This is a genomic window from Actinocrispum wychmicini (genome assembly GCF_004345645.1).
Classification (GTDB): Bacteria; Actinomycetota; Actinomycetes; order Mycobacteriales; family Pseudonocardiaceae; genus Kibdelosporangium; species Kibdelosporangium wychmicini.
The window spans coordinates 764835-783051 of sequence record NZ_SLWS01000004.1 but is presented as its reverse complement, the minus strand read 5'-3'; the positions used below and the strand labels follow the sequence as shown (position 1 = coordinate 783051).

Below are 18217 nucleotides of genomic sequence, written 5' to 3'. Positions count from 1 at the left end.
CCCGAGAGGGCCGCTATACGCACGTAGTATACGCACAGAGAATAGTTGTCCGCCAGAGGACCAGCGTGGCGTCGGGACTTGTCCGACCGCGTTCGCGGACACCGAGTGCGTCGCGTTACCGGCCTTGGCGGACGAGCCACCGCCGGTAGACCGGGTTTCGGTCACAGGCCTGGCGATACTCCTCGGTGACCTGCCGGCCGACCGTGTCGCCGGCGGTCGCGAGTGGGCCTTCCCGGTGCCACGCCAGGATCTGCCGGTACTGGATCGGGTTGCCGGCGATGGGGCGGACCGCGATGCCGGGGACCTCGTCGAAGGTCGGTTGGACGAGGCTCACCGCGTGGCCGTGCCGCACGATCTCCACCAGCAGCCTGCCTTCGGCCTCGTACCGGACGCGCATCCGCCTGCCGGTGCCCATCCCGGCCCGCGCCCAGTATTCGGGGGTGCGGTCCTCCGGCCGGGGCACCGCCCAGTCCTGGTCCATCAGGTCGGCGAGGTCCACTTCTTCCTTTGCCGCCAACGGATGCGCTTCGGGCAGCAACGCGAACACCGGCTCGGTCACGACCGGCCAGAGCACTACCCCGGTGGGCGCGGGCAGTTCGTAGCCGGGGCTGTCGCCGACCACGGCCACCTCCAGGCGGCCGTTGGCCACGTCGTCCACCAGCGGCTGGGGCGTGTGGTGGCCGCGTGACGTGATGTCGGCCGCCGGGTACACCGCACGGATCGAGCTGATCAGCCCGCCCAGCAACGGCGAGGACACCGAGCCCAGCCGGAACCGGTGCGGCATCGCGGCCGACCGCTGGGCGACGGCGGCGGTGTTCATCAGATCGTCGAGGGTCGGCAGCACGGCCAGGGCACGGGTCAGGACCAGTTCGCCGAGCGGTGTCGGGACGACGCCGTTCTGTCCTCGTTCGAACAGCCGGCCGCCGAGCATGGTCTCGATCCGGCGCAGTTGCGCGCTCAGCCCTGGCTGGGTCTGGTGCAGCGCCGCCGCCGCGCGGGTCAGGCTGCCGGTCTCCGCGATCGCGCAGATCACGCGCAGGTGCCGGACCTCGAGTTCCATAACCCGATGTTAGGAGAAGCTGGGGGCTCCCCCGCCCGCACCGCACCGACCACTCTGGACAGCATGACCAGACCTGCCCGCCGGGACCCGAGCAACCTGATGAACGCCAAGGGATTCCGGGATTTCGTCCGGTCCGGCTGGGGTGCGGCGGACCGGGCCGTACGGCTGGTCGACGGGGCCGCCGAGGCTGCTGCCCGGCATCGCGACCTGTTGCGGTCCGTGTTGCCGGGTGTGCGCGTCGCGGTCGCGTCCGGCTGGGCACCGGTCCGGTCCAACGACACCGACCACGGCTTCCGGCCGGACAGTGATTTCTCCTGGCTGACCGGGTGTTCCGCGGAGGGCGCGGTGCTGGTGCTCGGCCCGGACGGCGACGCGGAACTGTTCGTGCGCGCCCCCGCCGAACCGGATGAATCGGACTTCTTCGCGAACGCTCGGGACGGCGAGCTGTGGATCGGTCCGACCGCCGGCCCCGCCGAATGGGCCGCCGCGACGGGGTTGCGCTGCCGTCCCATCCACGACCTGCCGTTCGCGTTGCGCGGCAGGCAACCCGCCGTGTACGCCACGTTCGGTGTGGACCCGCTGCTGGACGCGCTGTCCGGCCCGGACCACACCGCTGAGCTGCGGCGCGTGCTGGCCGAGCTGCGGCGGGTCAAGGACGACTGGGAGGTCGGGCAGCTCCAGTCCGCGGTGGACGCGACCGTGCAGGGCTTCGCTGATGTGGCAGCCGAGTTGAAGAACGCCGTCGAGTCCGGTGGGGAACGGTGGCTGCAGGGCACGTTCGACCGCCGTGCTCGCACTGCCGGCAACGGCCCCGGTTACGCGTCGATCGTGGCCGCCGGCCCGCACGCGCCGGTGCTGCACTGGGTGCGCAACGACGGCCCAGTGCCTGAGGACGCCGTGCTGCTGCTTGACGCCGGCGTGGAGATGGACACGCTGTACACCGCGGACATCACCCGGACGCTGCCGGTGTCCGGCCGGTTCACCGACGTCCAACGACAGGTGTACGACCTGGTGCAGCAGGCCATCGAGGCGGCGTTGGCGGAGGTACGGCCGGGTGCGCCGTACCGCGGGTTCCACCGGGCGACGATGCGGGTGCTCGCGACCGGCCTGCACGACTGGGGCCTGTTGCCGGTGCCGGTCGACCAGGCGCTCGACGACGACGGCCAGCAGCACCGCCGTTACATCGTCTGCGGTGTCGGCCATTTCCTGGGGCTGGACGTGCACGACTGCGCCAGTTCGTCGCCTGAGGCGTACCACGACGGGTCGCTCGTGGAGGGCATGACGCTCGCGGTCGAGCCTGGCCTGTACTTCCACCCGCATGACGAGACAGTGCCACCTGAGCTGCGGGGGATCGGGGTCCGGATCGAGGAGAACGTCGTCGTGACCGCGTCGGGCAACCGGGTGCTGTCCGCTGCGCTTCCTCGTGACCCGTCCGGCCTGGAGGGGTGGGTGTCGACCAAGCACTGAATGCTCAAACTTGCAACTTTGGTGCCTTTATCAAACACATTCGATCATCTACCCTCGGGCTGCACACCCCTGCGACCATGGTGGTGATCGTGTGACCCTTTCCCGCCGACTAGCCATCCTCCCGCTCGTCGCGGCCAGCCTGCTGGTGGCACCCGCGGCGCAGGCCGCCGACAACGGCGACAACCTGGCCGTCACCCCGCCGATGGGCTTCAACAACTGGGCGCGGTACGAATGCGGCCTCTCCGAATCCGTCCTGACCCGCAACGCGGACGCCCTGGTCAGCACCGGGCTCGCGGCCAAGGGCTACCGCACGGTGACCGTCGACGACTGCTGGATGACCCACTCCCGGGACGCCGCCGGCAACCTCGTCGCCGACCCGGCCAAGTTCCCGCACGGCATGAAGTGGCTCGGCGACTACCTGCACACCAGGAACCTCAAGTTCGGCATCTACGAGGACGCGGGCACCAGCACGTGCGGTGGGTTCCCGGGCAGTCTCGGCCACTTCACCGCCGACGCGAAGCTGTTCGCCTCGTGGGGAGTCGACTACCTCAAGCTCGACGGCTGCAACGTGCCGGTCCCCCAGGGCAGAACCAAGGAGCAGGCGTACCGCGACCTGTATGCCCAGCAAAGCGCCGCGCTTGGCGCCAGCGGTCGAAGGATCGTGTTCTCCGAGTCCGCGCCGGCCTACTTCTGCTGCCAGAACGCCGACTGGTACCGCACGCTGAGCTGGCTTCCGCAGTACGGCCAACTGTGGCGCGAAGGCTGGGACGTCGCCGTGCACGGCAGCGCCAACAAGTGGGCCAGCCTGATGACCAACTACTCGTACAACGTGCCGCTGCAGCGCTACGCCGGCCCGAACCACTGGAACGACCCGGACTTCCTGATCACCGGCGACGAGATCACCGCTGAGGAGTCCCGCACCCAGGTGGCGCTCTGGTCGATGATGGCCGCGCCGCTCATCCTGTCCACCGACGTCGCCGCGCTGTCCTCGGAATCCGTTGCCGCCGCCGGCAACACTGGCCTGATCGCGATCGACCAGGACTCGCTGGGCCGGCAGGCCGCCCGGGTCGCCACCAGCGGAACAAGCGAGGTGCTCGTCAAACCGCTGGCGAACGGCGACCGCGCAGTCGCCTTCCTCAACCGTGGCTCCGCCTCGGCGACCGTCTCGACCAGCACGCTCGGCTTCACCGGAACCTGTTCGCTGTCCGTCACCAACGTCTGGACGGGCACGACATCGCAGAGCACCGGAACGATCACCGCGTCAGTGCCCGCGCACGGCACCGCCGTCTTCCGGATCACGCCCGGCGCGGGGTGTTCGGTCGTCCCGACCGGCCAGATCGACGGCATCGGCGGCAAATGCGTCGACGACACCAACAGCGGCACCGCGGACGGCACCCAGATCGCCCTCTTCTCCTGTAGCGGCAACGCCAACCAACGCTGGGCGCTGTCCACCGACGGCACGATCCGCACCCTCGGCAAGTGCCTCACCGCCGCGGGAACGGCCGATGGCAGCGCTGTCCAACTTGGCACGTGCTCCGGCTCATCGGCGCAACGCTGGACGTATCAGCAGGCCGGCAACCTCGTGAACACGGCGTCCGGCAAGTGCCTTGACGCGTCCGGTGGCTCGTCGGCCGACCTCACGAAGCTGATCGTCTGGCCGTGCGGGCAGTTCCAGGTCAACCAGACCTGGTCGCTGCCGGTCTGACGTGGAACGTGACCGTGCCCTGGGCGATGAGCATCGCGACCTGCCATGGTTGCCGGAAGAACGTGCGATGCAAGGCGCGGTCGGCAGGCGACAGCGTGGCGGGCGCGTCCGTCGGATGGGTGTGGAACCAGCCGACCACGTCTCCAGTGCGGTCGTCCAGCTCACGGAACGACTCCTCGGTCAGCGTCCAGGTGGTTCTCGTCCCCTGGGCGCTCCGCGGGGTCATCAGCCCGGTGATCTCGACCACGTACCGGTCCTGCTCGGTGATCACGTTGCCCAGCAGGAAACCACCGGTTTCGACGTCGCCGGTCCGGGTCGGCACCTCGGTGCTGACCCGGATGGTGACCGGCAGCGGCGGGGCGGGCTCGTCCATCCGCTGGACATCGAGGCGGACGCGGCCCGGTCGGGCGGAGAACCACGGGATGCCGCCTCGGTCGACGATCCGTTCCTGGCCTTCCGGGGACAACGCCCACGCGGCCGCGGCCAGATCCAGGAAGCCTTCGCCGCCGAAGTCCTCCGGCCGCACGTCGTACGTTCGGTAGCCGGCGAGATCGATGAGGGCCTGGCACAGTGCGGCCAGGTCCGGGCCGTTCGTCCGCAGGCACACCCGGCCGTCGACGACGTTGGGATGGAAGATCGGCGTGAGCCACTCGACCGTGGGATGGGTGACGGGATAGCCAGCGGGAAGGCTGATTCGGACAGTGTGGTCCTGGTGGTCGGGCGGGGACAACGGCCGGGCGGTTCGGTCTGGCGGGCCGAAACTGTTGGCGGTGAAGGCGATCTCGAACCGGGTGGGAAAGTCCGGGTCGTCCACGGCCGCGACGGCGACCCGCGGGAAGTCCTGAAGCTGTTGTCCGGCAAGGGATATCGCCGCCAGCCTGGTCGCGTACAGGCTCGCGCCGGCGGTGGCCCACACGCCGATCCTGAGCCGGTCACCGTCCCTGACTCCCACCTCGTGCAGGCTCTGGTCCGGGTCAAGCCGCCGGCTCCCGCCCTCGTCCGACACCTGGTCGACCACGGTTCGCATGCGGTCGACCTGGGAACTCGAGTTCTCCAGGACCGCGGCGACGACGTCACGCACTCGCGTGACCGACGGCACTCCCTGCAGCACGAAAGGAGTGTCGTCCGGGCCGTCGACCATCAGCTGTCCCAGTAGGGTCGGGCGATAGGAGACCCGTTCGGCCCGCACGTCGATGCCCCGGCCGGTCAGTTCGCCGACCGCGGCGGCGACTTCGCTGTCCGAGAGGTCCCGTGTCAGGATCCCGACGGTGGTCTCGGTGGCGAAGACGATCTGCGCCTCGCTGTCCACAGTAGACGCAACTCGCTGGAGCAGCTGAACGTAACGGTCACTGTGCGGATCGACGGGCGTAGAGGTCCCAACGAACACGACCCAACGCTCTGTTGTCACCGCAGCCTCCCCAGTTCAAGATACCTGGTCACAGTACGTTCACCTCGCCGCGCGACGGGTAGGATCTCATCGCCTGCCACGCCCAGATCCACCAGTTGAGCGGACGGATCCGCCGTGCGCACCAGCGTCGTGCCGCCGGGGAGACTGGTCCAGGTGAACGCCTCCTCCTCGGGGGCGAGCCGCTTCACCACGTCTCCGGCGGTCTCGACCTCGCCGAGCGGTTCCACGTCGTCCGGGTCCAGCCACTCGTGCAGCGGACACTCCGGGTCCTGTGACCGTGTCACGGGCTCGACCACTCCGGTCGACTCGACGCGCAACGTGTTGCCGGCCAAGCGTAGTCCAAAAAGGACTCTCAGGGCCACGGTGGTCTGCCAGGCTCCGAGCAACGCGGAAATCGGTGCCGACGCCCCCGCCGCCACATCCGCGACCGGCTCGTCGCAGCTCCACGGATCGTCGACCACGGCACGTTCACGATCGGTCAGCCCACAAGCCAGGCACGCTCCCCCAGGCGCCACGTAAGTGACCTGACCGCCCCACGGGTGGGTACCGGCGTCGACCAGTCGCGTTCGGACCGCGTTGCAGCGGGCCGTGAGAGCGATCCGCGCGGCCATGCTGTCCAGGCAGCTGACCACCAGGTCCGCGTCCCGCAATCCGGCCAGCCCGAGGCCGTTGAGGTGCGGCGCGGCGACTGTCCGCACCTTGACGGCGGGCGCGAGGTCCGCGAGCGCCTCAGCTGCCGCGTCGACCTTGTTCCGGCCGATGTCCCTGGCGCGGAACAGGACTGTCCGGCTCAGGTTCGACTCGGCCACCACGTCCGGGTCGCACAGCACCAGGTGACCGATGCCCGCCATGGCAAGCGTTCGCGCGACCTCGTTGCCCAGCGCGCCGACGCCGACGATCACCGCGGTCGTCGAGCCGAGCCGGTCCTGGCGCCAGCCGGGAACCAGGTCGTGCCTGGCGAACCGCTCACTCATCGTCGCCCAGGTCGGTCACGACCGCGGCCAGAAGTTCTTGACTGGTCAAGGTGTCCGGGTCGCCGGGGCCGAGTATCCGGGCGCGCTGGGCGACAACCTCGTCGAACACCGCCCTGGCCGACCCGAGGTCACCGAGCGCGGCGAGGGTCACCGCCAGGTTGTGCTGGTTGGTCAACGTGTCCGGGTGATCGGGGCCAAGCGTCCGCGCCCGGATTGTCAACGCCTCCCGGCAGGCGAAAAGCGCTCCCCGCAGGTCTCCCCCGGCGAACATCGCCTGTGCCACGCCCGACAGCAGAACCGCCCGGTCGGGCGAATCGGGCGCGGTCATCGCGACGGCGCGCAGCAGGAGATCGATGGCCTCGGTCCGGTCGCCGTCCCCGCCCCGGACCTGGTAACGGGTCAGCAAAGCCGCGCCCAGGTTCGACAGGGCGACCACGTGCGGTTCCGGTACGGCCACCGCGTCCCGGAACGAGCTGACGGCCTTGTCGAGATCCGCGATGTCACCCGTGTGGTTGAACCGGGTCCGCAGGGCGGCTCCCTGGTTGGACAGCAGTCCGGGCCGGTCGTGGTGATCGTCGGGGATCTCGCGCACCGCCTGGGTGAGCAGGGTGATCCCGCTGTCCAGTTCGCTGGGGTCGCCGGTGGTCTCGAACCGGGACAGCGCCCGTTCGCCCAACCTCGACTTCACGGCGGCCCGCAGCGCGTGCCCGGCCGGCAGGATGTCCGAGGCGTCCAGCAGGAGGTCGACGGCCTTCGCCGAAGCTCCCTGCTTGACCAGTTTGGGCTTGCGGATCGACCTGGTCTTCGAGACTCCGGGCTTCAGGAGGCTGGTGTAGTGGTCGGCCTCGTCGAGGAAGCCGAGTGACTCCTCCCAGCGGCCCGAATCCAGCAGATTCAGGCCGGCGTCCGCGAGGAGGACGGCGAACTCCGCGCCATGGCGCTGCGGGTCGTCGGTGGCCAGCTGGCGGAACCGCGCCAGGGCGGGGTGGTTCTCAGGCATCGCCGAGCCCCCTGCGCCGCAACATCCCTTCGAGCAAGTCCGGGGTCAGCAGTCCGTCGTTGAAGTCCAGCCGGATCGTCTGCGTGCCGTCCAGGGTGGTGGTCAGTTCGTACCGGGACACCGACAGACCCTGGCCCTGGCCGCGTTCCACTGCCAGGGACCAGGTCACGGCCACCGTGGAACGCTGCAGGTCAGCGGGTGCGCCATCGCCGCGCAACAGTCTCGGCAGGCGGCGGCGACGCTCGTCGAACCGCTCCTTGTACTGGGCGTAGTCCAGGCTGTGCGCCCGGATGTACGACACAGCCTGGTCGAGGGCCAGGGGTTGGAAATCGAGATGGCACGCGAACTCGTCGGCCTGCTCGGATGTGACACCCAACTGGGAGACCAGGTAGGCCTGAGCGTCCTCCGGCGAGAACGGGCCGACCTCGATCACTTCGACGTCGTCCCGATCGGCCAGGGCGCCCCAGTGGCTGGTGGTGACGACGACCTTGCCGTTCGGCGGCGGCCACAGCCCGGCCATGTGGCGTTCGTCGGCGAGGTCGTCGATGACCACGAGCCAGCGGTGGTCGGCCGCCGCCAGCCACCGGGAGAACGAGTCGGTCCGCAGCTTCCCCGCGGCCGCCACGTAGCCGTCCTGGACGGATTCCCGGTCCGTGGCCGTGATCCACACGACCAGGTCGATTTCCGAGGCGTCCCACAACATCCGGGCGTACGACGCGGCGAGCTGTGTCTTGCCGACTCCGCCGAGCCCGTGTCGCTGCGGGCTCAGGACGACCGTGCCCGCGCGCTTCATCGCCTCGGCCAGTTCGGTGGCGTACGCCCGATGTTGGTGGTGCGCCGGGACATCCGGAATGGTGCCGATCCGCAGCGGTGCCGGCCGGGGCAACACCGGCAGCTGTGTCCCGTCCACATTCAGTGCCCGCCACCAGTCCGTGGCGTCGGCCAGCCGGCTCACGTGGGTGATCGGCGTCAAGGTGAGTGCGGACTGCCCGGCCCGCACGGGATGAGCCGTCAACACGCCCACGATCCGGCCGTCCGCCACCACGGCCGCCCCGGAGACACCGGACCATGGTGACCCTTGGGCCATCTCCTTCGGCATGTTCGACACGTGCAGGGTCAGCAGATCCGAGTGCAGGTCCTCGGCCGTCCGGATCTCGCCGGAGAGGTGCACGGTCTCCCGGACCGGGGCACCGCCGCCCACGTCGATGGTCTTGAACTCCGGGAAACCCACCGCCCAGCAGCCGTCCACGACCTCGGCACCAGTCCGTCCTATTCGGACGAACTCGATCGGCGGCACCGCGTCGGGACCGCCGTCCACGTCCAGCAGCGCGAGGTCCGCCTGGTCACCCAGCAACCGGATACGGGCCGGCCACAACACTTTCCCACCGTCGTGCAGCCCGCGGACGGCGAGAGTTCCGTCGGCCACCACATGGGCCGCGGTGAGGACCACCCGGTCCCGGATCAGGAACCCGGAACCCACGTTCCACCGCCGCGCGGCGGCCGGCCCACGGTCCGCCAGTACCTCGACAACCCGGTCACGCAGCGGAATCACGGCCTACCCCGGCAGGTCCGCGGACTCGGCCGAGACCGTGATCGGACGCCCCTGGGCGTCAACCGGCGGTTCGAGAACGACCGAAATGGTCTGCACCGACTGCTCCGCGTACTTCTCCGCCGAGCCGAGCTCCAGGATCCACAGCTTGAGCTTCCCGTCCGTGTCGTCCGACCTGGTCAGTCCGACCTGGAACTGCAGCGTCACCTGCCCGACGGGGAACTGGATGTCCGCACCTCGCCCAGCGGCGACCGCGTCGACCAGCTCAGCACGAACCTGCTCGATCGCCTCGACCAACCCGATCTGCGCCACATCCCGGATCATACGGGACCCGGACAGCGCAACGGGATTCCACCGGTCGGACCGACTGGCGGTCGCTCACAGTTCGTCCGGATCGGCGAGGGCGAGGACGGTCCGGGCCTGTTCGACCATGGCGACGTCGAGGAATGTACCGTCGGCCAACGCGATCGCGCCGACGCCGGCCGTGATCGCGTTGTCCAGGCGGGCCATCACCTCCCGGGCACGTTCGATCTCGTCGGCCGTCGGGAGGAAGGCGGCTCGGATCGTGTCCAGTTGTGCGGGGTGGATCGCGGTACGGCCACGGAAGCCGAGCGCGCGGCCGGCCCGGCAGGAGGCCGCCAGCCCGTCGAGATCGCGCACGTTCGGGTAGGCGGACATGACGGGCGGTGGCAGGCGGGCGGCCCGCGCCGCGACGATGATCCGGCTTCGTGCCCAGGTCAGCCCGGTGTCGTCGGCCACCCGAAGATCCGACCGCAGGTCGGCCTCGCCCAACCCGATCGACGTGACCTGCGGCGACGCCGTGGCGATCGCCAACGCCCGTTCGACACCCAGTGCCGATTCGATCAGCAGGTGCAACGCGCGCCCCGGCAACGCGTCGGCCAGCGCGTGCACCTCGTCAGGTGACTCGACCTTCGGAATCCGCGCACCCACCGCGAGCGGCAATCGGGCGATGGCGGCGATGTCGTCGCTGTGCCATGGAGTGCTCGCGTGATTGATGCGGACCTGCACTGGGCGCGATGTCTCAGTGAGCAGTCGCAGGGTTGCTCGTGCCTCGTCTTTCCGCGAAGGCGCCACGGCGTCCTCAAGATCCACGAGGACGACGTCGGCTTCGGAGGTCAACGCCTTGGCCACCCGGTCGGGCCGGTCGGCGGGGACGTAAAGCAGGGTGAGCGGAGGCGCGGTGCTCATATCGCACCCTGCTCGCGGAGTTCGGCGACCCGCGTGGCCGAGAAGCCCAGTTCGTCCAGGATCGCGTCGGTGTCTACGCCGTGCGGCCGTCCGGCGAACTGGATGACGCCGTCGTTGTCCGACAGCCGGAAGAACGGGCTCTGCATCAGTGTCGGGCCTAGTTCGGGGTCTTCGATCTCATGCATCGTGCCGATCGCTTGGAACTGCGGATCCGCGACGATGTCGGACGCGTCGTAGATCGGCGCGACCGCCGCCTGCGCTTCCTCGAAGGCCTCGACGACCTCGGCGCGGGTGCGCTGCGCGATCCAGCCGCCGACGGCTTCGTCGAGTTCGTCGGCGTGCCGCGCCCGGTCGGCGCCGCTCGCGAACCACGGCTCGGCAACGAGATCCGGCCGGCCGACGAGCCGGACGACGCGCTCGGCGATCGACTGGGCCGAAGTGGACACCGCGACCCACTGTCCGTCCCGGGTGCGATAAGTGTTGCGTGGTGCGTTGTTCGTGGAGCGGTTGCCTGTGCGCGGCTCCACGGTACGCAGCTGGTCCCAGCGCGTGATCTGCGGGCCGAGCATCGCCAGGATCGGCTCGATGATCGCGATGTCGACGACCTGGCCATGCCCTGACCGTTCACGTGCCGCGAGCGCGACCATGATCGCGTACGCGGTGGCGAGCGACGCGATGCCGTCCGCGAGCGCGAACGGCGGCAGGGTCGGCGGTCCGTCCGGGTCCCCGGTCATCGCCGCGAACCCGCTCATCGCCTCGGCCAGGGTGCCGAAACCGGGCCGTGACCGGTACGGCCCGACCTGCCCGAAACCTGTGACACGAGCCAGCACGAGCCCTGGGTTGTGGGCCGACAGCTCGTCGTAGCCCAGTCCCCATCGCTCCAACGTGCCCGGCCGGAAGTTCTCAATGACGATGTCCGCTTCGGCGGCGAGAGCGAGGAACACCTCACGTCCGCCGGGATGGCCGAGGTTCGCCGTGACCGTGCGCTTGTTCCGGCCGAGCGTCTTCCACCACAGGTTGACACCGTCCTTCGCCGCGCCATGGGTACGCGACGGGTCAGGCTTGTCGGGATGCTCCACTTTGATCACGTCCGCACCCATGTCACCGAGGTGCATCGCGGTCATCGGGCCGGCGAAAAGCGTTGACGCGTCGACGACACGAAGCCCGGCGAGCGCGCCCACAGCGGGATCACGGGACACCGTCATGAGCGCACCTCCCACGCACACCGGAAACCGACGGTCGCGCTACGCGCCAAACCCAACCCCGGCAGGAGCAGTTTGACCGTGTAGTCAGGATCCTGACGCCCGCCTTCGACGTACCAGTCCGAGCCCTCGGACCGGTGATCGCTGCCGCCCTTCAGCATCACGAACCGCGTCCGCCCGTCGGAATGCTCGCTCTCCGTCCAGTTCCACACGGCCGGCTCGCCGCGGCGCAGGCGACCGGTTTCGCCCGCGAGCTGCCATTCGTCCTCAGTCGGCAACCGCCCGCCTCGCCACGCACAGTAGGCCCGAGCATCCTCGATGTCCACAAAGGTCACCGGCTCGTTTGCGCGGCGGTTCGCCCAGTGCGCGAGAAACCGGTGTGGATATTCAGGTTGGTAGCCTGTGGTGTCAAGGAACTCGGCGAACTCGGCGTTCGTGACCTCGCTCGCGCCAACGGCCACAGCGGAGGTGAGTACACCGTCGCGTTGCAGAGTTCGCGCGTCGTGCAGCCTGGGCGGCAACGGCTTCCACTCGTCGACATAGGGCGCGCCCTGGTACATGCCGGTTTCCCGAGCCCGATACCGCACTGTGAGCACGTAGGGCCCGGCGGGAACGACCACGGCATCCGGCTCGGGCTCGCCAGTCGTCGCTCTGTGCGACTTACGGGCCGCGAGTCGATGCGGGAAACGGGCATCAGGATTGTGTGGCACGCTACGGAATCCGTCCAGCCTGTCGGAGACGAACGCGCCGATCCCACGCGCCGGAACACCGTCGAGGAGGTCGATCGCCTTTGCTACCACAGGTCCGTGATAGTCCGTCTCACCACGGTTCACGACCGTCCACAGTGTCACCCCGTCAAGTTCCCAGCTTGACGCGTAGACGCCGGCTGCTTCGGCTTCTGGGGAAAGCTCGGCGAGGGGTGTCCATGTGCCGTGCAGCAACAGGTCGGCGGCGGCGCGTTGGACGGCGACCATCCGCCGCACGGTCGCGGCGTCACGCAACGACCAGCCGACCCACACGCCGAAAACGACCTCCCACACCATGACGCCGACTCCATTGAGCCAGGCCGATTGCAGTTCCTCGGAGTGATCGCGGTGCCAGCGCCGGACGTGGTGCTGCATGTGCCGCCGCTCGTACCAGTGGGCACGCAGCACGCCCGGCACCGGGGAATCGGCGAAGAACTGGGCCCACGAACACGCGTGGTCCTCGATGCGTTCGACCGCCAGCTTGGACTCGCCTTCGAGCACGATCCCCGGCCGCGCCCGCTCCAGCCGTTCGACGAACGCCGGCTCGGCCTTCTTCAGGGTGTCCAAGAAAACCCCGTCCGCACCAAGGTCAGCGACGAGCGAGGCGAGTTCGGTGAGGTCGTCCTCGCCGGCGTCCCAGGGGTTGTAGTCGACGAACACGTGCAGACCCGCGTCATGCAGTGTGTCCACAAGATCCGTCAGACCCGGGACGTCACGGTAGAAATCCCACTGGTTGCGGTCGTCCAGACCGATCACGGGATACGCGTGCCACAGCACGACCGCGTCCAGCCCGCCGAATCGCTCTTGTGCGTCGGCGAGGAAGCGTTCGGGAGTGAATCGATGTTGCTCAAAGGAATACAGCAGTTCGTCCCACAGCCACACCTGCGCAACCGTGTGACAACGCGCCGCCCAGGCCGCACCTGGGCGGTCGTACGCGGCTCCTGTGTACGCGTGGCGATTCCGCGCGTCCTCCCGCCACAAGCGCAAACGCTCGCGCCACGCGGGCCTGTCGGCTGGGTCGCGTGGTCCGGCGAAGATCTTCGCCTCGTCCAGCAGGACCAGCTGCTCGGGCGTGAGCGGGCCCAGCGGCACCTCGGTCGGGTCGTCGATCGGACGCGGCACGAGCGGGTCGAACGTGTAGATCATGTTTCCTTTCCTCGCGCGAACTCCGCGACTTCCGCCGCGGTCGGGACCGCGTCCTGCGCGCCCGGCCGCGTCACGGCCAAGGCACCCGCCGCGCACGCCAACCGCGCGGCTTCGGAGAGGGGTAACCCACGGGCCAGAGCCGCGGCGAGCACACCGCAGAACGTGTCGCCGGCGCCAGTGGTGTCGACGGCGTTCACCGGGATACCCGGGACATGGACCGGTTCACGGTTCCGTTCGGCGACAACGCAACCATCGCCGCCGAGCGTGACGACAACCGCTGGAACCCGGCCCAGGAGCTTCGAGGCGAGAATCTCCGCCGGACCCGACGTGAGCGCGTAGTCGGCTGCCTCATGTTCGTTGACGATGAGCAGGTCGATCGCTTCCCAGATCGGTTCGGGCAGATCGCGCGCCGGCGCCGCGTTGAGCGCCATGACGGCACCGGCTCGCCGGGCGGAAGCGGCCGCGCGCACCACACCGAGCGGAATCTCCAACTGGGCGAGCACGACATCGGCCTCGGCGATCCGCTCGACCTGCGGAGCGCTCAACGTCAGGTAGGCGTTGGCGCCGGGCGCGACCGTGATCGCGTTCTCACCATCCGGGGAGACTGTGATGAGCGCGGTCCCTGTCGGCGCACCGACCCGGCCGACAAGGTCGGTACGAACCCCGGCGCATTCGAGCGAGAGCAGGAGCAGATCGGCGGAATCGTCATCGCCCAGCGCGCCGATGAACGTCGTGTCCGCGCCTCCCGCCAGCGCGGCGGCCACGGCCTGGTTCGCGCCCTTGCCACCGGGGTTGCGGCGCAAGTCCCCGCCGAGGACCGTCTCCCCGGCCCGGGGCGGCCGGGCCACGTCCACGACGAGGTCGACGTTCGCCGAGCCGACCACCACGACACGACCGTTCACGTGTCCCTCCGCGACACGAGAGCGGCGGTCCGGGCCGCGAGATCGACTATCCGCTGTTCCCCGCCGGGCAACGATGTCGCTATCCGGCCGTCAAGCGGCTTCGTCCACTGTGTACCCATTTCGTCGACGCCAAGAAGCGCGCCCACGACCCCACCGACCGTCGCGGCGGCGGAATCCGTGTCCCATCCTGCCGTCACCGCGATGGACACGCTCGGCCCGAACTCTCCGCCGCCCTTCGCCAGCGCGTACGCGATGACCGCGGCGTTGTTGAGAACGTGCACCCAGTGCAGGTCGCCGTACTCGCCATGCAGGCGGTCCAGGGCGGCGGGCACGTCGTATCTGGCCGCCTCCCGTCCGAACCGGACAGCCCGAGCCAGCCGACTGCGTGGCGGGATCACGGTCTCGGCCGCGTCCAGGACCTCTTCGACGGTGCCGCACACCATCGCGGCCGACGCGAGCGCAGCCGCCCACATGGCGCCGTAGACGCCGTTGCGCGTATGGCTCAGCCGTGCGTCCGTCCACGCCAGACGAGCCGCGGCCCGCACGTCCCCCGGCGACACCCAGCCGAACACGTCAGTGCGGATCAACGCGCCGATCCACTCGCGAAACGGATTGTGGTGCGTGGCTGTCTCGGGGACAGGACGGGCGTCGAGCAGGTTGCGGTAGGCGACGCGCTCGGCCGTGAACACCCGCCCGGCGGGCAGATTGTCCAGCCACAGCTGGGCGACGTCCTCCGTGGTGAAGCCGCGGTCGTGCGTCTCCAACAACGTGAGCGCGAGCATCGCGTAGTTGAGGTCGTCGTCTTCGGGCATCCCGTTGATGTTCTCCGCCAACGAGGTCGCGGCGGACCGACGGTTCCACGGCCAGCGCGCGGCCACGTCGTCGGGCAGGCCGACCGCGGTGAACCACTGGTCCAGCGGCCAACGTCCGGTCGCGCGGAGGATCTCCTCGATGCCCTCACGCGGGATCTTCTCCACCGGCTTGCCGAGCAGACACCCGGCGGCACGGCCGGTCCATGCCCCCAGTATCCGGTCCTTATCGGACAGTCGCAAGTCAGGCGCGGGTGGCAGGAGGGCGAGAATCGCGTCCCAGTCGTCCGGTTCGTCCGGGTCGTCCGGCGTGGGCAGGGCGGCCAGTTCGTCGAGCAACTCACGGGCGAGCGCGCGCAGGGCCGGCGGCGCGGGGTGCGGTCCGGCACCGCTCACCGCCGGGTTGGGGTCGCCACCCGCCGCCGACCAGCGCGCCCACGTCCGGTCGATGTCCCTGCCCTCCACAGCGGACTGGACGAACTCGTGCGCCAGCAGGTCTTCGGGCTGCGCCCAGGTGAGCCTCACACCGACACCCCTTCGAGCGCGTCGAGAGAACGCAGCCGCGTGTGCACCCGCTCCCGGTCGCCCCGGAGGATGTCGGCCGCCGCCGAGGCCATCAGCAGTCCCGTCTCGCGGATGTCCATGCGGCTGGCCGCGCTGACAGCGTCGAGCCACTCGGCGGGCACGACGGCCGACCCGCCGAGCCCGGCGCAGATCGCGGCCGCCATGGTCGCGATCGAGTCGGCATCCCGACCGTAGTTGACCGCGGCGAGGACCGCACCACGGAAGTCACCCTGGTGCCCGAGCACGAGTCCGAGCGCCGCTGGCAACTCCTCGATCGACTTCGTCCGCGACGGCCGCCGCGCGTCCAGCGACATCTCCCGGTAGTGCGGCCCGACCGAGTCGAAGGGAGCGACCGTCTCCCGGACAAGGCGCATGAGAGCCCGCTCGTCGTCCTCGGTCCGTGGCGGCGACCATCCATCCAGGGCCTCGATAACGGCGTGGATCGCCGCCGCTGTCCCGTCGTGCGCGACGTCCACAGCGGACGTGACCACTTCGTCGAGATGAGCGCCGGGCGTGACCGCGGCGGCCACCATCGCCGCGAACACCCCCGCCGCCTCACGCCCGTAACTCGACTGGTGCGCGCCGGTAAGATCGATCGCCTCCGCGTACGCGCCACGCGGATCCCCGGCGTTGGCGAGCCCGACCGGCGCGACGTACATCGCCGCCCCGCAGTTGACCACGTTGCCCACACCGGCTTCGCGTGGATCGACGTGTCCATAGTGGAGCCGGGCGACGATCCACTTCTCCGCGAGGAAGACCCGCTGCAGCAACAACGCGGTCGACTCCAGTTCGGGCACCCACCGCGGCTCGCCGATCATGAGCGGCACCAGGTCCTCGGCCATCGCGTACGCGTCGAGATGCGCCCGGCGTTTGGCGTACACCTCCACCAACGCGCGCGTCATGAGAGTGTCGTCGGTGACATGCCCGTCGCCCTTGTGGTACGGCGCGATGGGACGCGCGTCCCGCCAGTCCGGGTACCACGGCCCGACGATGCCGGTCACCCGGCCGCCGTGCCGTTCCTCGATCTGCTCGGGCGTCCATCCCTCGGTGGCGCCGCCGAGCGCGTCCCCCACGGCCGCCCCCGTGATCACCGCCACCGCTCGGTCTTCCAGCCAGGTCACCGGTTTCCCCTCCCCTTCGCTAGTGCTCGACTACCTTGAAATGGACTGCCAGCCGTCCTGCAGCGCACGGGCCAGACCGGCGGCGTCCAGTTCCTTCCCCAGGAACTTCTGGTACGCCGGCGTCGCCACGGTGTCCTTCCATTGCGCGTACTTGTCCACGAACAGGTACGGCGCCGAGGTGAGGTACTTGCCGGAGGACAGGATGACGTTCCAGCCGTTCTTCGAGCCCAGCTTGGCCATCAGGACGTCCCGCGCGGACGTGGTCCCCGGGATCAGGGCGTCGGCCTCGTTCAGCGCGGCCAGGTTCTCGGTGTTGGTGAAGAAGTCCAGGAAGTCGGCCGCTTCCTTGACGTGCTTGGAGTCCTTGTTCACCGACACGGTCTGCGGGTTGGCGGCCTGGGCCGGGCCGGCGGACCCGCCGGGCGCGGGCAGCACGACCCAGTCGAAGCCGGCGGGCGCGTCCTTGGCGATGTTCGCGGCCTGGAAGGAACCCTGGACGGTCATCGCGACCTGGCCGGCGTAGAACGGCGCCAACGCCTTGGTGCCGGCCTGGGTCAGGGTCACCGGCAGGATCGACTTGTCCTGCTGCGCCATGGTGTCGACGAGCTTGGGCAGCGCCATCTCACCGGCGCCGACGTTGATCTTCGCGTCCTTGCCGGTGCCCTGGAAGTACGTCCCGCCGAAGCCGGGGGCCAGCGCGACGAACGCGGCCGTCGGGCTCTTCAGTCCCCAGCCGAGGCCGTACACGCCGTCCTTGGTGGTGGCCTTGGCGATCTCCCGCACCTGGTCCCAGGTCATCGAGTCGCCGGTGGGGACGGTGACCCCGGCCTTCTGCAGCAGCGCGCGGTTCGCGAAGACCACATAGGACTGGATCTCGGTCGGGTAGGCGATCACCTTGCCGCCCACGGTCACCGAGTCGAGCACGCCCTTGGGGATGTCCGCCCGCTTCTTGTCGGACACGTACGGGGTCAGGTCCGCCAGGTAGCCGTCCGTCGCGAACGGCACGACACCAGCTGCCTCGTAGTGGATGATGTCCGGCGCGGTGTCCGCGTTGAACTGCGTGATGAGCTTGTCGTAGACGCCGTCCCAGCCCGCCTGCACGACCTTCACCTGGATGTCGGCGTGGGCCTTGTTCCAGTCGTCGACGATCTTGTTGGTGGCCGCGATGGCCGCCGGCTGGTCGGACAGGGACTGGAAGGTCAGGGTCACCGGACCACTGGACCCGCCACTGCCGCCACCGCCACCGCAGGCGGTGAGGACCAGGCTCGTGATCGCGATCAGCGCGGCGGTCAGCACACGTCGAGACTTCATTGGGTCGACCTTTCGTGATACGGCAGTCCATGCAAGGACCGGCA

Annotated in this window: 15 protein-coding genes; 2 read left to right on the top strand and 13 right to left on the bottom strand. The window is 69.5% G+C overall.

All coding sequences use genetic code 11. The features are described from left to right. Positions 1–115: 115 nt before the first annotated feature. Complete coding sequence (locus tag EV192_RS21525; RefSeq protein WP_132118016.1) at positions 116–1060, bottom strand: LysR family transcriptional regulator; 945 nt, start codon at positions 1058–1060, stop codon at positions 116–118. Between the two features lie 63 nt (positions 1061–1123). Between EV192_RS21525 and EV192_RS21520 the strand changes: the two genes are divergently transcribed. Further along, complete coding sequence (locus EV192_RS21520; RefSeq protein ID WP_132118014.1) at positions 1124–2527, top strand: aminopeptidase P family protein; 1404 nt, start codon at positions 1124–1126, stop codon at positions 2525–2527. 91 nt (positions 2528–2618) lie between these two features. Continuing rightward, positions 2619–4232: a ricin-type beta-trefoil lectin domain protein gene (locus EV192_RS21515; protein ID WP_132118012.1), complete on the top strand. Its 1614-nt coding sequence runs from the start codon at positions 2619–2621 to the stop codon at positions 4230–4232. Here the strand turns inward: EV192_RS21515 and EV192_RS21510 are convergent. From EV192_RS21510 to EV192_RS21455, 12 genes are all read right to left on the bottom strand, one after another. Continuing rightward, complete coding sequence (locus EV192_RS21510) at positions 4204–5541, bottom strand: Mov34/MPN/PAD-1 family protein (protein WP_132118010.1); 1338 nt, start codon at positions 5539–5541, stop codon at positions 4204–4206. The genes EV192_RS21515 and EV192_RS21510 overlap by 29 nt on opposite strands. 95 nt (positions 5542–5636) lie before the next feature. Next, on the bottom strand, positions 5637–6614 hold the full coding sequence (locus tag EV192_RS21505) for a HesA/MoeB/ThiF family protein (RefSeq protein WP_132118008.1): 978 nt from the start codon (positions 6612–6614) through the stop codon (positions 5637–5639). After that, on the bottom strand, positions 6607–7614 hold the full coding sequence (locus EV192_RS21500) for a tetratricopeptide repeat protein (protein WP_132118006.1): 1008 nt from the start codon (positions 7612–7614) through the stop codon (positions 6607–6609). Before EV192_RS21500 ends, EV192_RS21505 begins: the two co-directional genes overlap by 8 nt. Next, positions 7607–9166, bottom strand: a complete 1560-nt coding sequence (locus EV192_RS21495; protein ID WP_132118004.1) for a S1 family peptidase — start codon at positions 9164–9166, stop codon at positions 7607–7609. Before EV192_RS21495 ends, EV192_RS21500 begins: the two co-directional genes overlap by 8 nt. Positions 9167–9169: 3 nt before the next feature. Further along, positions 9170–9475, bottom strand: coding sequence for a trypco2 family protein (locus tag EV192_RS21490; protein WP_132118002.1), 306 nt, complete (start codon positions 9473–9475; stop codon positions 9170–9172). 66 nt (positions 9476–9541) lie between these two features. Beyond that, positions 9542–10372 carry an HpcH/HpaI aldolase/citrate lyase family protein gene (locus EV192_RS21485; protein ID WP_132118000.1) on the bottom strand — a complete coding sequence of 277 codons (831 nt, stop codon included), beginning with the start codon at positions 10370–10372 and terminating at the stop codon, positions 9542–9544. Then, positions 10369–11577: a CaiB/BaiF CoA transferase family protein gene (locus EV192_RS21480; RefSeq protein WP_132117998.1), complete on the bottom strand. Its 1209-nt coding sequence runs from the start codon at positions 11575–11577 to the stop codon at positions 10369–10371. The genes EV192_RS21485 and EV192_RS21480 overlap by 4 nt, the downstream gene beginning before the upstream one ends. After that, positions 11574–13466 carry an SUMF1/EgtB/PvdO family nonheme iron enzyme gene (locus EV192_RS21475; RefSeq protein WP_132117996.1) on the bottom strand — a complete coding sequence of 631 codons (1893 nt, stop codon included), beginning with the start codon at positions 13464–13466 and terminating at the stop codon, positions 11574–11576. The genes EV192_RS21480 and EV192_RS21475 overlap by 4 nt, the downstream gene beginning before the upstream one ends. Continuing rightward, positions 13463–14368: a ribokinase gene (locus EV192_RS21470; protein ID WP_132117994.1), complete on the bottom strand. Its 906-nt coding sequence runs from the start codon at positions 14366–14368 to the stop codon at positions 13463–13465. Before EV192_RS21470 ends, EV192_RS21475 begins: the two co-directional genes overlap by 4 nt. After that, positions 14365–15702, bottom strand: a complete 1338-nt coding sequence (locus tag EV192_RS21465; protein WP_132117992.1) for an ADP-ribosylglycohydrolase family protein — start codon at positions 15700–15702, stop codon at positions 14365–14367. The genes EV192_RS21470 and EV192_RS21465 overlap by 4 nt, the downstream gene beginning before the upstream one ends. Further along, the gene (locus tag EV192_RS21460) at positions 15699–16862 is read right to left on the bottom strand and encodes an ADP-ribosylglycohydrolase family protein (RefSeq protein WP_132117990.1); all 1164 of its coding nucleotides are present in this window, start codon (positions 16860–16862) and stop codon (positions 15699–15701) included. Before EV192_RS21460 ends, EV192_RS21465 begins: the two co-directional genes overlap by 4 nt. A 30-nt stretch (positions 16863–16892) precedes the next feature. Then, complete coding sequence (locus tag EV192_RS21455) at positions 16893–18173, bottom strand: ABC transporter substrate-binding protein (protein ID WP_165960527.1); 1281 nt, start codon at positions 18171–18173, stop codon at positions 16893–16895. Positions 18174–18217: the final 44 nt, after the last annotated feature.

Coding starts and splice junctions, on each gene's coding strand:
- EV192_RS21525 (WP_132118016.1), bottom strand. CDS start 1,060: ATGGAACTCGAGGTCCGGCACCTGCGCGTGATCTGCGCGATCGCGGAG.
- EV192_RS21520 (WP_132118014.1), top strand. CDS start 1,124: ATGACCAGACCTGCCCGCCGGGACCCGAGCAACCTGATGAACGCCAAG.
- EV192_RS21505 (WP_132118008.1), bottom strand. CDS start 6,614: ATGAGTGAGCGGTTCGCCAGGCACGACCTGGTTCCCGGCTGGCGCCAG.
- EV192_RS21500 (WP_132118006.1), bottom strand. CDS start 7,614: ATGCCTGAGAACCACCCCGCCCTGGCGCGGTTCCGCCAGCTGGCCACC.
- EV192_RS21485 (WP_132118000.1), bottom strand. CDS start 10,372: ATGAGCACCGCGCCTCCGCTCACCCTGCTTTACGTCCCCGCCGACCGG.
- EV192_RS21480 (WP_132117998.1), bottom strand. CDS start 11,577: ATGACGGTGTCCCGTGATCCCGCTGTGGGCGCGCTCGCCGGGCTTCGT.
- EV192_RS21475 (WP_132117996.1), bottom strand. CDS start 13,466: ATGATCTACACGTTCGACCCGCTCGTGCCGCGTCCGATCGACGACCCG.
- EV192_RS21455 (WP_165960527.1), bottom strand. CDS start 18,173: ATGAAGTCTCGACGTGTGCTGACCGCCGCGCTGATCGCGATCACGAGC.